The 13,442-nt window shown below is 56.2% G+C and carries 14 protein-coding genes and 5 tRNA genes; 14 read left to right on the top strand and 5 right to left on the bottom strand.

The window, feature by feature from the left end; translation table 11 throughout:
* Window positions 1–8: 8 nt before the first annotated feature.
* Complete coding sequence (locus AB5405_RS04245) at window positions 9–1,391, bottom strand: DNA-binding protein (protein WP_346979497.1); 1,383 nt, start codon at window positions 1,389–1,391, stop codon at window positions 9–11.
* 119 nt (window positions 1,392–1,510) lie between these two features.
* Here AB5405_RS04245 and AB5405_RS04240 point away from each other — a divergent pair.
* Window positions 1,511–1,585 (top strand) — tRNA-Thr (locus AB5405_RS04240).
* Between the two features lie 642 nt (window positions 1,586–2,227).
* On the opposite strand, the gene AB5405_RS04235 is transcribed toward AB5405_RS04240, so the two are convergent.
* On the bottom strand, window positions 2,228–2,383 hold the full coding sequence (locus tag AB5405_RS04235; protein ID WP_368137705.1) for a hypothetical protein: 156 nt from the start codon (window positions 2,381–2,383) through the stop codon (window positions 2,228–2,230).
* Window positions 2,384–2,677: 294 nt separating this feature from the next.
* Here AB5405_RS04235 and AB5405_RS04230 point away from each other — a divergent pair, with 294 nt between their 5' ends.
* The 13 genes from AB5405_RS04230 (at window position 2,678) to rplA (ending at window position 9,384) form a co-directional block, all read left to right on the top strand.
* Complete coding sequence (locus AB5405_RS04230; protein WP_368137704.1) at window positions 2,678–2,941, top strand: hypothetical protein; 264 nt, start codon at window positions 2,678–2,680, stop codon at window positions 2,939–2,941.
* 6 nt (window positions 2,942–2,947) lie between these two features.
* Window positions 2,948–3,349: a hypothetical protein gene (locus AB5405_RS04225; protein ID WP_368137703.1), complete on the top strand. Its 402-nt coding sequence runs from the start codon at window positions 2,948–2,950 to the stop codon at window positions 3,347–3,349.
* Between the two features lie 29 nt (window positions 3,350–3,378).
* Entirely contained in the window at window positions 3,379–4,377 is a 999-nt protein-coding gene (locus AB5405_RS04220; RefSeq protein ID WP_368137702.1) for a hypothetical protein, read from the top strand.
* A 624-nt stretch (window positions 4,378–5,001) separates the two neighbouring features.
* Window positions 5,002–5,083, top strand: a tRNA-Tyr gene (locus AB5405_RS04215).
* A 10-nt stretch (window positions 5,084–5,093) separates the two neighbouring features.
* Window positions 5,094–5,169 (top strand) — tRNA-Thr (locus tag AB5405_RS04210).
* 3 nt (window positions 5,170–5,172) lie between these two features.
* Window positions 5,173–5,249: transfer RNA gene (locus AB5405_RS04205), tRNA-Met, on the top strand.
* 96 nt (window positions 5,250–5,345) lie between these two features.
* The gene (gene tuf, locus AB5405_RS04200) at window positions 5,346–6,536 is read left to right on the top strand and encodes an elongation factor Tu (protein WP_035137538.1); all 1,191 of its coding nucleotides are present in this window, start codon (window positions 5,346–5,348) and stop codon (window positions 6,534–6,536) included.
* 279 nt (window positions 6,537–6,815) lie between these two features.
* The gene (rpmG, locus tag AB5405_RS04195) at window positions 6,816–6,965 is read left to right on the top strand and encodes a 50S ribosomal protein L33 (protein ID WP_022093895.1); all 150 of its coding nucleotides are present in this window, start codon (window positions 6,816–6,818) and stop codon (window positions 6,963–6,965) included.
* Window positions 6,966–6,978: 13 nt separating this feature from the next.
* Window positions 6,979–7,054: transfer RNA gene (locus AB5405_RS04190), tRNA-Trp, on the top strand.
* A 76-nt stretch (window positions 7,055–7,130) separates the two neighbouring features.
* Complete coding sequence (gene secE, locus AB5405_RS04185; RefSeq protein WP_006234983.1) at window positions 7,131–7,469, top strand: preprotein translocase subunit SecE; 339 nt, start codon at window positions 7,131–7,133, stop codon at window positions 7,467–7,469.
* 3 nt (window positions 7,470–7,472) lie between these two features.
* Window positions 7,473–8,009, top strand: a complete 537-nt coding sequence (gene nusG, locus AB5405_RS04180) for a transcription termination/antitermination protein NusG (RefSeq protein ID WP_099432095.1) — start codon at window positions 7,473–7,475, stop codon at window positions 8,007–8,009.
* A 121-nt stretch (window positions 8,010–8,130) separates the two neighbouring features.
* Window positions 8,131–8,559 carry a 50S ribosomal protein L11 gene (gene rplK, locus AB5405_RS04175; RefSeq protein ID WP_022093893.1) on the top strand — a complete coding sequence of 143 codons (429 nt, stop codon included), beginning with the start codon at window positions 8,131–8,133 and terminating at the stop codon, window positions 8,557–8,559.
* 117 nt (window positions 8,560–8,676) lie between these two features.
* Window positions 8,677–9,384, top strand: a complete 708-nt coding sequence (rplA, locus tag AB5405_RS04170; protein WP_368137701.1) for a 50S ribosomal protein L1 — start codon at window positions 8,677–8,679, stop codon at window positions 9,382–9,384.
* A 287-nt stretch (window positions 9,385–9,671) separates the two neighbouring features.
* Here the strand turns inward: rplA and AB5405_RS04165 are convergent, their stop codons facing one another.
* The 3 genes from AB5405_RS04165 to AB5405_RS04155 form a co-directional block, all read right to left on the bottom strand.
* Window positions 9,672–10,382, bottom strand: coding sequence for a metallophosphoesterase family protein (locus AB5405_RS04165; protein WP_368137700.1), 711 nt, complete (start codon window positions 10,380–10,382; stop codon window positions 9,672–9,674).
* Entirely contained in the window at window positions 10,379–12,295 is a 1,917-nt protein-coding gene (locus AB5405_RS04160; RefSeq protein ID WP_368137699.1) for a BMP family ABC transporter substrate-binding protein, read from the bottom strand. Before AB5405_RS04160 ends, AB5405_RS04165 begins: the two co-directional genes overlap by 4 nt.
* Before the next feature lie 94 nt (window positions 12,296–12,389).
* The gene (locus tag AB5405_RS04155) at window positions 12,390–13,157 is read right to left on the bottom strand and encodes a mechanosensitive ion channel family protein (RefSeq protein WP_368137698.1); all 768 of its coding nucleotides are present in this window, start codon (window positions 13,155–13,157) and stop codon (window positions 12,390–12,392) included.
* Window positions 13,158–13,442 lie beyond the last annotated feature (285 nt).

Here is a 13,442-nt window from a genome sequence, read left to right as displayed (position 1 = left end):
CTGTCTCGCTAACTCCATTCAGCGATGTCGATCATTCTACGGAGGCGCCATGTAAGCGCCTCTTTTAGATATGGCAGCCTTGCCGTGAGCGCGTCGTTTTTAGACAGAATCTCGATCGCCTCGTCGACAAAGCCCTCGAGTTTGTCGCCGTCAAACCAGCCCATGTCCTCGACGAGCAACATTTGTTTGGCGGGGCTTGAATGAAATTGTGCGCTGGTAAAACTGTGCTCTCCCGCCCTAAGCTCCTCTAGTGATATGTTGCACCAGAGTGATGAGCCCGAATCGAAGATGGGGGCTGGTCTACAGACCAGTGAGTTGACGTTTCGCACGAGGCCAAAGTTGCGCCAATGGCGATCGTAGTTGGCAATGATGTCATCGCATACGATCATGCGGTCAAGGGCGTCTTTTATAACTGTCGCTCCAAGCTCCTCGCAGTTTGCTACATACCGTTCGTAATCGGTTAGTCGCTCGTTTGCATTTGCATGCTGGTTTACATAGAACGCAGGGACATACTCTTCTTCATCAGTTAAGAAGACATTGCATATGCTCAGGGCGGAAGTGCCCGTGCCCTCGAGCGAGTAAGGCACATAATCGCAGGCGTTTAGGATGCGACGGTGAAGTGCAGTCGCCACCAGCTCGTTATAAGGTTCCTGGTTTAGATGCGCACCTGCTTTGTGGAGAATTCGACGGTCATCCTCGCATGTCCAGTACTTTTGAAGATTGCCGTCCGAGGTGTTGTCGGGCTTTGCGGCAGCTGCCTTGCCCTCTGGGGCGAAGGGTGCAATGGTTAGCGAGACGTCATCAAAAGCATTATTGAAGAAGTTAATATCTTTCCACGCGAGACCGGAGTCTTGGGGCCTAATCCAATACTGGTCGGATAAGGAGAGGCCAAGATTTCGCTGTACGAGTTCATCGGGAACATCGACTGCGGCTTCTGCAAGCAGGGAGGCTAGCCCAATGCGTGCGAGCGGGATACCGCGGCCTCGCCACCAAATGCGGAAAGAGTCGAGCGACACGGGACTATTGGGGCCAAGTACTCCAATAGGGGCGTGGATGTAATCGATGTCGGCACCGATGTGGGTAAAGTCTTTTCGCGATGTGCTGTAGACCAGCTGGGCGACTTCGTGCGTGCGGTTCATGAGGGTAAACGTAATCTCGCTTTTTCCATGGCCTCGACGGGGGCGTCCCCCCGTTTTGGTCACGGAGCGGAGTCGTGCGTTGACGCTGTCTTTGTCGATGAGCCATACACCAGAAGCCTTGCGTGCCTCAAGCGCTCCGTTTTTTATGAGCTCTTGCACCCTGCGCGGGGTGATGTCGAGTAGCTCTGCAGCTTCCTTCGTGGTCAACATCGTGAAACCCTTCGCCAGAACGAATAGTTTTATCTTCTTCATTGTAATAAAAACTATTCGTTCTGGCGAATAGTTTTGAGATGTGGTCGGTCAAAGGGCCTGTTGCGCCTCGTCCGCAATTCCTTTATTCTTATCTAGCTTCGCGCGAAAGCGCCAAGTGTGCCAGTGTGGCGCAACGGTAGCGCAACTGATTTGTAATCAGTGGGTTGCAGGTTCGATTCCTGTCACTGGCTCCATGAGAGTTTCGGGCTCTGTTCCCTTGTGGGACAGGGCCCGTTTCTTGTATATGCGGCTATATTCGACTGACCGTCGTCAGCTTAAAAGCTGCGAGGTACAAGATGCCGCCGGCAACGTACATGCAGGCATCAAGTGGATCTGGGGTACTAAACTCGACTACCATGGGCGCAAGTACTTCCCAGCAGATTGAGCATCCCGCCGATAATGCCAAACTGCTTGCGAGGCTACATATCGGCGTTTTCCCACTCACCGTTTCGCAGAGGACGTTTACGTAGGCGGGGAAAATGATTCCTCCGCACAGATCTCCGAGCTGATAATGGGCGAAGTTGTAGGGGAGGAAAAAGTCGAAGCTCGCAATGTATCTGTTAACGAGATACACGATGCCGGCAAGCAACGGCAGAAGATTTGCGCTGGAAATAAGCGCAGATCTGAATCGTTTAGCCACAGACCGCAAACATAGTCAGGCCAAGGCAAACGCCCAAAGCGATGATGATGATCTGGCTGCAGCCGTTACCCGAAGGGACCATGACACTCTCTTTCTCGATGCTATCGATGCATTAGTGAATAAAGTATGCCACAGGCGGCAGTGTATTTGTTGAGCAACAACCCGTGGCCGCCGGCACGCTTTCGTTTTGTATCGCCTAAAGCGTCAGTCGAATAAGCGGGCGCTTACCATGGTAGCTTTCGATAATGGCGCGAGCGTTGTCGACGGCCACGACACTCCTGAGCCTATTGGAGAATCCGCCCGCAATGAGGGCAAATACGACGGCGATGGCAAGGGCACAGTACGTGACCAAGCGTGCCTTCTTGCGAAATTCTCCGAGCTGATTGACCTTATCTCCGTAAAACATTCTGGCGATGATTTGTTGCTTGTGAAGTGTCGTACCTGCGGAAGGTAGAGGGTGGAGCGTCTCGACGACGTTGCGTATGGGTGCAGCTGCAACGGTATGTGATTCCGCCCAGTTAACCCTCCAGCCCACAATAACCAAGCACTGCTTGGTCGTCTGATATGGCCCCACAAAAGAGAATGGAATCAACAAGGTCAGCGAAACGGAATCGCTGGCATCAGGTCTATGGAAAGGAAGAAGACCATGATTTACCCTCTTTGCGACATTGCCGGCAGGAACAGGGCAACAGGTAAGCCGATCGTCAGTACTTGTGTCATGGATATGCAGGTGCAGCTGCTGCGCTATTTTCGCGATTATGGTTTGGATGACGATCCGGATTGGCGCGAGTCCCTCGATGTCATTCTCGAGTCGCAACGAGAAGACGGCTGCTTTCCTCTGAGCAGCGATCGCGATATGCCCAGTGATGCACGTGTCGATTTTCTCTATCGACCTACGTACGCTTGCTGACAGGTCATGATGCGAGCTCTGCTGGGTGGAAAGCTATCGGACGAGCAGGGGCAACGCGTCAAAACTGCCCTGTCTCGCGGCCTTGCTTTTTCCTGCGGGCGCGGCCTTAATGGCCACGGTATCGAAGATCTTGAGCGGCAGTGCGAGGACGTTGCCGATTTTGGCCGTGCGGGGATTACGGAAATAGCTGAGCGTTATCCCATGCTGTGCCCCGAGTTTTTCTCCCTCATTAATAAGATTGGAGACGAATACGTTGAGCGCATCGCCAATGGAGATGTGATTTACTACTTTGGATCAAATCTTGCACAGAAGATTTTGACGGCGGCAGAGTCCCTGGGCCGGACCAATCTGTCGCTCGACAAAATCCAACGCTATCTTGAGATGGACTCGAAGAGAAAAAATCGATAGGTTAAAGATTAGAAAGGCGGGCGCCGCCAATGCTGCTTGGACAGTACATAAAAAGAAACATGCCAGATGCGGTCGAGCTCAACGATATGATTTCCCGTCCAGGCGAGGGATATGCTATTAGCCAGATGGCGGTAGCGCCCGTCGACACGGGGGCCTTACGGATGCATATCAAGGCGTATGCAAATGGACCCGATGGTCCATATTTGGAGGGACGCCTAGCGCTCTACCATCAGGTGCACGAGCTTTTTGCGCTGCTTGCAGCTGAGCCGCCTAACAAAGGCATGAAGGGCTACGAGCTCAAGGATTCCTTTATTGGCGGTGAAGAGGCAGACCTGATTATGCTCACCGTTTCCCACGAAGAGCGTTCGCAGGAAGACATCGCCTATAACGTTTTGCTGTGCAGCAAGAACGCGGTGGGGGAGCGCCGTGCCAGGATTCGCGATGGCGTGCGTATCGGCGGCATGTGCGTAGCCGAGGAGTTTGGGTATCGCGGCGAATTCAGGTCTTCGGTACACCCGCTGGCGTTGCCGCTCAATTTGAGCGAGGTCTACGTGCTTATGGATGCGCTGGCTGCCTATGAGCGCGGATGCAGCCGGTTTGATCCCCATGGTAGGACGGCCCGGCGTATTGCAGGCATGATCAAGCGCGAGCTGAGCGGTTACGCTAAGGAAAAACTTGGTTCGCGTTTGGAGGGGATGGGCTTTGCTCAACTGGAGGAGGTCGACCCCATGTTTGTTCCTGATATTCCAGGGGATAAAGTGCCTGAGGGCAGATCTTCGCAGGTTGCCAATTGGCTCTTATATGAAAAGGCTGGTCGCTGGGCGCGTGTGTGTCTTGCGGGTGGCGGGAGCGTGCAAGGGATTATCTTGCCGCGAGCTGAGCTTGGGCGCTTCTTTGCGAGTCGTCCACAAGCGGCGAGGGACGATGCAGCACAAGCGGATTCACGACCCAAGTGTGTCGTCTGGCGAAGCGATGATGACTACGACGTTATTGACTGGGCAGATGTCGTGGATGTAAGGCGAGAATAGATAAATGTCTCGATCTGTAACACGAAGGGGCGGAAAACCGTTCGTACTGTTACAGAATGAGACGTAAGCCAGAGTCTCTGCGAAACATCTCGATCTGTAACAGATAGGGGAGAAAATGTTCTCTAAATGTTACAGATAGAGACAAAAGCGGGAGCGGGCCCAGCCGTTTACCTTGAGCGTGGATTTCTGGACGTGCGAGCGTGGAAAATCTCCCGCCTAATGAATGAGCGTGGATAATCTGCCACTTTGGGTTCGAAGCCGTGCTAAAAGAGGGAGATTATCCACGCTCGATTTCAAACGGGAGAAAATCCACGCTCGTTCGTGCCGGAAAAGTCCGATCGCAACCTATGTAATAGTGCAAGAGGGTCGTTATCGAGGGTCGATATTGCAGGCGTACTCCACCGTGCCAAAGTGTTCCCTTGGGAAATGTCACCAGCGTAGCGAAATCCACCGCCCTTCATATCTAAACTCAACAAAAACGCAGGTCAAAGGCATATAGATACGCCCGGCACCGTGTATCTAGAGGTTTTCGTTGACAGCCCCCAAGGTTGCATCGTATTATCTTTTTCGTTCGCGGGGGCGGCGGTCCAAAAGACCAAAGAACCTGCGGATACTTGAACGATTGGGAGTTTGCCCGAGTGGTTAATGGGGACGGGCTGTAAACCCGTTGGCTCTGCCTACATAGGTTCGAATCCTATAGCTCCCACCCGTCAAGTGCCTGTATAGCTCAGTCGGTAGAGCACTTCGTTGGTAACGAAGAGGTCACCAGTTCAAGTCTGGTTGCAGGCTCCATCCGGCGGTGTAGCTCAGTTGGTTAGAGCACACGGTTCATACCCGTGGCGTCACTGGTTCGAATCCAGTCACCGCTACCATAGGTAACACGGTGGCTTCTCAATAGTATGTTGAGAGGCCACTATGGTATAAAGGCAAAGTCCCGTCCGGGGACGACCTGTTAAGAGGAGGGCTTTATGGCCAAAGAGAAGTTTGAGCGCACTAAGCCGCATGTTAACATCGGCACCATTGGTCACGTCGACCACGGCAAGACCACGCTGACCGCCGCCATCACCAAGGTTCTCTCCGAGACCGAGGGCTGCAAGGCTGACTTCACTGCGTTCGAGAACATCGACAAGGCTCCCGAGGAGCGCGAGCGCGGCATTACGATCTCCGTCTCCCACGTCGAGTACGAGACCGCTGCCCGTCACTACGCTCACGTTGACTGCCCGGGCCACGCTGACTACGTCAAGAACATGATCTCCGGTGCTGCTCAGATGGACGGCGCTATCCTGGTCATCGCCGCTACCGACGGCCCCATGGCTCAGACCCGCGAGCACATCCTGCTCGCCCGTCAGGTCGGCGTTCCCTACATCGTCGTCTTCCTGAACAAGTGCGACATGGTCGACGATGACGAGCTCATCGACCTCGTCGAGATGGAGACCCGTGAGCTCCTCTCCGAGTACGATTTCCCCGGCGACGACATTCCCGTCATCCGTGGTTCCGCTCTGGGCGCTCTCGAGGGCGACGCCAAGTGGATGGACGCCATCCGCGAGCTCATGAAGGCCGTCGACGAGTACATCCCGACGCCTGCTCGTAACAACGACCTCCCCTTCCTGATGGCCGTTGAGGACGTTATGACCATCTCCGGCCGTGGTACCGTTGCTACCGGCCGTGTCGAGCGCGGTGAGCTCAAGCTCAACGAGCCCGTCGAGATCGTCGGCATCAAGGATACCCAGAACACCGTCGTTACCGGTATCGAGATGTTCCGTAAGTCCATGGACTTCTGCGAGGCTGGCGACAACGTCGGTCTGCTGCTCCGCGGCATCAAGCGTGAGGACATCGAGCGCGGCCAGGTTCTCTGCAAGCCCGGTTCGGTTACCCCGCACACCAAGTTCACCGGCGAGATCTACGTTCTGACCAAGGAGGAGGGCGGCCGTCACACCCCGTTCTTCGATGGTTATCGTCCTCAGTTCTACTTCCGTACCACCGACGTTACCGGTACGGTCAAGCTCCCCGAGGGCACCGAGATGGCTATGCCTGGTGACCACATCACCATCGAGGGCGACCTCATCCACCCGATCGCCATGGAGGAGGGCCTGCGCTTCGCTATCCGCGAGGGTGGCCACACCGTCGGTTCGGGCATTGTCTCCACGATCATTGAGTAAATTAGCTCTTTGATATAGCTGACTTAGAGAACCCGGCACTTATATGGGTGCCGGGTTCTTTTCTGCAATGGATATTGAGCCGTTGCTGACGTCGAGAGGATCGATAATGGTCCTGGGTGCACCGTCGATTAGATCTCGTTGGCTCCATTGATGTGTTCCAAATATGAATGGGTTCACCGAGAACCAATTGATTCGAGGTTTTCGTTGACAGCACTTACGTAGAGCTGATAAAGTATTAACTCGTGCCCGTACGGGGCGGAAATGAAAGGTTCAGGATACATGCGTACTCTAGTTACTCTTGCGTGCACTGAGTGCAAGCGCCGCAACTATACGACCACCAAGAACAAGTCGACCATGCCTGATCGTATGGAGATCAAGAAGTATTGCCCCTGGTGCCGTCACCACACGCTGCACAAAGAGACTCGCTAGTCTCTAGTCACATACGCCAGTAGTTCAATTGGTAGAGCATCGGTCTCCAAAACCGAGTGTTGAGGGTTCGAGTCCTTCCTGGCGTGCCAGTCATTATTCCGTAAGCTCCCAATTGGGGGCTTACGGTTTACTCATGTATAAGCGCATTGCGCGGAGGTAACCCAAATGGCCAACAAGAAGAACAAGAAGAAGGCTCAGCAGCAGGCGCCTGCCAACAACGCTGCCGCCAACTCCAAGGTTGAGGCCAAGAAGGCCGTTGCCAAGAAGAACGAGAAGGCTGCGAAGTCCAAGAAGAACGAGAAGCCTGGTTTCTTCGCCCGCACCAAGAAGTATTTCGCTTCGGTCAAGTCCGAGATGAAGCGTGTCACGTGGCCCGATAAGAAGGAGCTCGTGAACTACTCGGTCGTCGTTTGCGCTTCTCTGATCGTCGTCGGCGTCGTCATCGCTCTGCTCGATGCTGGCTTTGGCGAGGCTCTTGCTCTGTTCTCTGGATTGAGGGGCTAAACCATGTCTAAGCGTTGGTACGTCGTTCACACTTACTCTGGATACGAGAACCGCGTTAAGTCCGATCTCGAGCATCGCATCGAGACTATGGGCATGCAGGACCGTATCTTTGATATCGAGATTCCTATGGAGCGTGTCACCGAGATTAAAGAGGGTGGCAAGCGTGAGACCAAGGATTCCAAGATCTTCCCGGGTTATGTCCTGGTCCGCATGGAGATGGATGACGATGCTTGGACGTGTGTTCGTAACACGCCTGGCGTCACCGGTTTCCTGGGCGGCAACGGCAAGCCCGCTCCGCTTTCCCGCGACGAGTACAACAAGATGACTCGTCGTCCCGGTAAGGGCGATTCGCCCAAGCGCACCTCGGTTGATATTGAGGTCGGCACGTCCGTCCGCGTCACCGATGGTCCGCTTACCGACTTTGATGGCAAGGTCTCCGAGGTTAACACCGAGGCTGGCAAGCTCAAGGTCACGCTGATGATCTTTGGCCGCGAGACGCCGGTCGAGCTCGACTTTAACCAGGTCGCTGTCATCGCTTAAGATTTTCGTCCGTTCGCGCGAGCGTGCTTCTTCTGTGACTGCTCATCTCAGGAGTGCTTCTAACACGTGCGTGCTTACGATATAGCAAGTACTTCACACTCGTGATTCGAAAGGAATGACCATGGCTGAGAAGAAGGTTGCCAACGTCATTAAGCTCCAGATTCCTGCTGGTGCAGCTAACCCCGCTCCTCCCGTCGGCCCCGCCCTGGGCGCTGCTGGCGTGAACATCATGCAGTTCTGCCAGGCCTTTAACGCCGAGACGCAGGACAAGAAGGGCGACATCATCCCCGTTGAGATCTCTGTCTACGAGGACAAGTCCTTCTCCTTCATCACCAAGACCCCGCCGGCGGCTCACCTCATCAAGAAGGAGCTGAACCTCAAGTCTGGTTCCGCTAAGCCCCAGGCCGACAAGGTCGGTCAGCTCTCCCAGGAGCAGCTCACCAAGATCGCCGAGATCAAGATGCCGGACCTCAATGCCAACGACATTGACGCCGCCAAGAAGATCATCGCCGGTACCGCCCGTTCCATGGGCGTCACCATCGCTGAGTAGCGATTTCTTTAGGTAATGACGGGCGCTCCGACCGGGGCGCCCGTTATATGTGTGCAATAGGGCACACGATACGATGTGGGAGGGCTCACGCCCGTTTAACCACAGGAGGTAATGCACATGGCTAAGCATGGTAAGAGCTATAACGCCGCTGCCGAGAAGATCGACCGCGCCACGCTCTACACCCCCCTTCAGGCTGCCAAGCTCATCAAGGAGCTCGACACCGCCAAGTTCGACGAGACCGTCGAGGCCCATTTCCGTCTGGGCATCGATACTCGTAAGGCTGACCAGAACATCCGTGGTTCCATCTCCCTGCCCCACGGCACCGGCAAGACCGTTCGTGTTGCCGTCTTCGCCGAGGGCGAGAAGGCTCGCGAGGCCGAGGCTGCCGGCGCCGACATCATCGGTTCCGACGAGCTCGTCGCCCAGATCCAGAAGGGCGAGATCAACTTCGATGCCGCTATCGCTACGCCGAACATGATGGCCAAGGTTGGCCGCATCGGTAAGATCCTTGGTCCCCGTGGCCTCATGCCGAACCCCAAGCTCGGCACCGTGACTATGGACGTCGCCAAGATGGTCTCCGAGCTCAAGGCCGGCCGCGTTGAGTACCGCGCCGACCGTTACGGCATCTGCCACGTGCCCCTGGGCAAGAAGTCCTTCTCTGAGCAGCAGCTCGTCGAGAACTACGCTGCCCTGTACACCGAGATTCTGCGCGTCAAGCCCTCTTCTTCTAAGGGTAAGTACGTCAAGTCCATCTCCGTGTCTTCCACCATGGGCCCTGGCGTCAAGGTCGATCCCGCTGTCCAGCGTGACTTCCTGGCTGAGTAACTAACAGTTACTGCCTGAGCAAAGCAAGCATTGCTAAAGAAACCCGGTTCTGCCTCGTGCAGGACCGGGTTTCTTGCTATCTCGGGCCAAAACCACCACAAAGGGGACAGGCATCTTTGTGGTGGTTTAGGCACTTTGGCGTCAATGTTATGGCATCGCAGCGAGCCGGTTCCAAGTGCCCCAGGTCGCCCCGAAAGAGGAACGACGCGTACTTTGGTACGCGAGCGACGGCTTGAGGGGCGAGATGGGGCACTTGGGGCCGGCGCAGCGTCAAGCCTTAAAAGTGGTTACCAGGGTGTTCTGGCGGTTGAGGACTCGATGGCCTCGTGGCGCTTGAGCTCGCGGCGCATGGTTTGCGAATTGAGCCAAGCTGCCTGCCAGCCACGGATGGGGTAGTGCGTTTCGTCAAGTTCAAATTGCGTATAGCCGCAGGCGTTGATAATCGTCGTCCCGCACGCGTGTTGCCGCTCGCGCTGAAAATCGGGACCGTAGCTCTGATGCACATGCCCGTGCACCATGTAGTCGGGATTCCAGGACTCGAGCGCTGTGTTAAAGCATTCGAATCCTCGATGTGCCAGATCATCCAGGTCGCCCATGCCGGCGGCGGGTGCATGGGTGAGCAAGATGTCGCAGCCGCCGACCATCCTCACTTTGCGGGACAGCTTGCGCATGCGCTTGGCCATCTCGCGCTCGGTGTACATGTTGGCACCATCTCGATAGCGCATGGAGCCGCCAAGCCCCGCAATGCGGACGCCTCGATACACGTACACGGTGTCTTCGACGCAGATACAGCCGCCCGGTGCATGACGTGCGTAGCGGTCATCGTGATTGCCGCGCACGTAGATGAGCGGTTTGTTGATGACCGTGACCAAAAACTCAAGATAGTCCGGGTCCAGATCGCCAGCGGACAAAATCAGGTCGACACCTTCAAAGCGCTCCTTGCGAAAGCACTCCCATAGGCATCGTTCTTCGGTATCGGCTATGGCAAGGATTTTCATAGGGCGTGGACTTTCGGCTCATCGTCGAGTTGCGGAATGGTGCCCACCACGTTGTCGGCCAGCCAGTCCATCTCGACGATTTGCGTACTCGGCAGTGGGGGAAAGCCCTCGATCTGCACCACGCCGTCTTGGCTATGGAGCTCGCCGCCAAATGGATTGATGGAGCCCTCGACGATGCCATTGCGGAGGAGTTGAACAAGCTTGCGCGTCTGATAGGGCAGGCCCGGAGCGTAGCGAATGTCGATAACGCCCGAGCTCATGCCGTACCAGTAGTTGACGGCGCGAACCTGGCTGGCGTCACTGGTCTCATCCCAGGTGCCATGCAGTAGACTTCGCACGATAAGCTCGTAGTATCGGCCCCAGTTCCATACCGGCATGGCAATGCCGGTAACCTTGCCATCGACCAGGCGGTGAAGTCCGTAGGCTGTGGGGTCTTCGAGCGACTTTGACATGTCGGCGCCGGTCATGACGCTCACGCCTTCGCGGCACATGGCCTCGGCAAGACCGCCGGCGGGCACATCGCCCCAGGTCAGGATAATTTGCGCACGGGGGTCGAGCAGCGAGGCGCCAATCGCAAAGGCGTTGATCTCGCTGAGCGCGCCCGAGGCGAAGACCGACGCGTGGTAGCCAATGCGATGGTTGTCCGCCATGCTGGCGGCAAGGGCGCCCAGGAGAAACTTGGCCTCGTACATCTTGCCAAAGTACGAACGCACACTTTGGTGGGGAAGGCCGATAGAGCAGTTGAGGAATCGCACCTGGGGGTACTCGACGGCGGCCCTGAGCGTATATTCCATCAGGCGGTGTGAAGTCGAGAAGATGGCCTTCGCCCCGTGCTTGACGGCGGTCTCCACGGCGGCGTAGAACACGTCCGGATTGTGGCAGTCCTCGAATGCTTCGGTGCGCACGATGCCGCCAAAGTGCTCGTCGAGATACTGACGCCCTTGGTCGTGCAAGCTGTCCCAGCTCGACGATGCACAGGGGAATTCATGGATAAAGGCGATGCGCAGAGGGTTGGCCGCCGAATAAACGGTCTTGCCCATAAAGAAGTTGAGCACGCCGGAGGTGGACTTGGAGGGTGACTCCTCCTCATCGACACTCGGTGCCTCGACAAGATCGACCTTGTCCTCGTCATTTTTGCCGGCAATGACCAACTCGCGCCAAATCTTGCACAGGCGGTTTACGACGATGTCCGTCGGCGTGTCCAGCAGACGGTCTTGGTTGTACACATTGAGGTATACGAGCATGGCGTCGGCGGGTGTAATGTCCAGATGGTCGCCGCCGGCGCGAAGGTAGGCGCGCTTAAAGAGCAAGAAGGTGTGGCGCAGGTAGTCGACCTTTTTCTGCGGCCATTTTTCGATAAGGTTATGACCGAGCATCTTGGCGAGTGTCTCGTAGCTTCCCTCGCGCGAGAACTCGATCTCGTATAGGGGACAGACGCGCCAAAAAGCGCAGAATTCACCGTACAGGCGGCTTTCGACGGAGTCCCATTTGCCGGGGTAGAGACGGGTGACCTTGGCCGAAACCGTTGGGGCGTCCAGGAATTTGAGGACGCTGACGCGCTTGTTGCCCTCCTGGACATAGAACCGATGCATGAACTCGGTGACGATGATGGGGTCGCGATAACCCTCGGTTACCTGGATGTCGTAGAGGTTGGACCACTTGCGGGCGAACTCGGTGTTAAACGGCAGCAGGGGCATAAAGTTACACGAAAAGGCAGACTGACGGCCTTTGGTGACCGTGCCGACGACCATTTCGAGCGGAATGTCCCTCAGGCCGACGCTCTCTCGCTGACCTAAGGGGAGCTGGGCAACGAGGCCGTCGAGGTCCGTAAGGTACGGGTGCTCGCTTTGGCTGATGGCGCGACGGCGTCCCTGCTCGCCGCGCTTGCGTGCTTGACGATAGGCCTCTTCCATGGTGTCTACTCCCTTAGTCGTTTAAACAACGATATGAACCATGGTACCACGATGCGAAACCACCACAAAGGTGCCTGTCCCCTTTGCGGTGGTTTTAGGCGATGATGGGGGCGATGGCGCGGATGCAGGCGTCGGCTGCCGTAAAGGTGGTGCTGTCGTCACTGACGATAAAGATGATCTTGCCCTTGATGCCAAAGTCGCCGATCTCGCTAAAGAGCACATACGGCTCCTTGTCAAAGCCCGAGATGGGCGAGACGGCCGTTTTGGTTGCGCTCGTGAGCTCGTCTGCCAGCGCGTCCAGTGAGGCCCACTTGGACGTGTCCTTTACGGCAACGGGCACGGCCACGCGCCCAAAGGGCATCAAGTGCACGAGCGTGTTCTTGGAGATGTTGGAGTTGGGGACGATGATGGTCTGCCCACAGGCGTCCTCGATGGTCGTATGGCGCCAGGTGATGTCTTGGACCACGCCTGACACGCCGCCGACCTCGATATTATCGCCGGGCTTGATGATGCCCATAAAGGTCACCTGCATGCCACCGATAAGGTTTGACAGCGTGTCCTGAAAGCCGAGCGAGATGGCGATGCCGCCGACGCCAAGAGCGGCGACGAGGGCGTTTGCGTTAATGCCAAAGCAGTTGTCGAGGATAAAGCTGCCGCCAATCATCCAGATGATGGCGCGCGCGATGTTGATGAAGATGCTCGATGAAGGGAGTGGGTTATCGTCGCGGCTAAGCAGGTGGTGCAGGGTCTTGGACGCGACCTTGGCGGCAACGGCGGTGCCGATGGCCAAGATACCCGCCCAGATGATGTTGTGGACCCATCGTTGTGCAAAGAAATGAAGAATTGGCTCAAACAATTCCATGTAGGGAAACCTCCTCATGATCATTCAACCATGATACCCACCAAAAAGCCCGTCCGATCACATCGGACGGGCTTCTGTGCTTGATATAAGGTCTGCACGGCGGGGCTGCAAGGTCCGGCGGTGTAGCTTAGCGGCGGCGCTTCCAGATAATGCCGAGCATGATGACGAAGATGCCGCCAATGAGGCATGCGCCGACCACGGCCAGCGTACGGTCTCCCGTTGCGGCAAGCTTGCCGGTGGTCTTCTTGGTGGTGGCCTGCGTGGTCGTCGTGTCCGTCTTAGGTG

This window comes from Collinsella aerofaciens, from assembly GCF_040920445.1.
Lineage (GTDB): Bacteria > Actinomycetota > Coriobacteriia > Coriobacteriales > Coriobacteriaceae > Collinsella > Collinsella aerofaciens_BH.
This window is presented reverse-complemented; position numbering and strand designations above follow the sequence as displayed.

Bases quoted from the DNA above. Each gene is read 5' to 3' on its own strand.
- AB5405_RS04245 (WP_346979497.1), bottom strand. From the start codon at position 1,391: ATGAAGAAGATAAAACTATTCGTTCTGGCGAAGGGTTTCACGATGTTG.
- AB5405_RS04230 (WP_368137704.1), top strand. From the start codon at position 2,678: ATGATTTACCCTCTTTGCGACATTGCCGGCAGGAACAGGGCAACAGGT.
- AB5405_RS04225 (WP_368137703.1), top strand. From the start codon at position 2,948: ATGATGCGAGCTCTGCTGGGTGGAAAGCTATCGGACGAGCAGGGGCAA.
- AB5405_RS04220 (WP_368137702.1), top strand. From the start codon at position 3,379: ATGCTGCTTGGACAGTACATAAAAAGAAACATGCCAGATGCGGTCGAG.
- tuf (WP_035137538.1), top strand. From the start codon at position 5,346: ATGGCCAAAGAGAAGTTTGAGCGCACTAAGCCGCATGTTAACATCGGC.
- rpmG (WP_022093895.1), top strand. From the start codon at position 6,816: ATGCGTACTCTAGTTACTCTTGCGTGCACTGAGTGCAAGCGCCGCAAC.
- secE (WP_006234983.1), top strand. From the start codon at position 7,131: ATGGCCAACAAGAAGAACAAGAAGAAGGCTCAGCAGCAGGCGCCTGCC.
- nusG (WP_099432095.1), top strand. From the start codon at position 7,473: ATGTCTAAGCGTTGGTACGTCGTTCACACTTACTCTGGATACGAGAAC.
- rplK (WP_022093893.1), top strand. From the start codon at position 8,131: ATGGCTGAGAAGAAGGTTGCCAACGTCATTAAGCTCCAGATTCCTGCT.
- rplA (WP_368137701.1), top strand. From the start codon at position 8,677: ATGGCTAAGCATGGTAAGAGCTATAACGCCGCTGCCGAGAAGATCGAC.
- AB5405_RS04165 (WP_368137700.1), bottom strand. From the start codon at position 10,382: ATGAAAATCCTTGCCATAGCCGATACCGAAGAACGATGCCTATGGGAG.
- AB5405_RS04160 (WP_368137699.1), bottom strand. From the start codon at position 12,295: ATGGAAGAGGCCTATCGTCAAGCACGCAAGCGCGGCGAGCAGGGACGC.
- AB5405_RS04155 (WP_368137698.1), bottom strand. From the start codon at position 13,157: ATGGAATTGTTTGAGCCAATTCTTCATTTCTTTGCACAACGATGGGTC.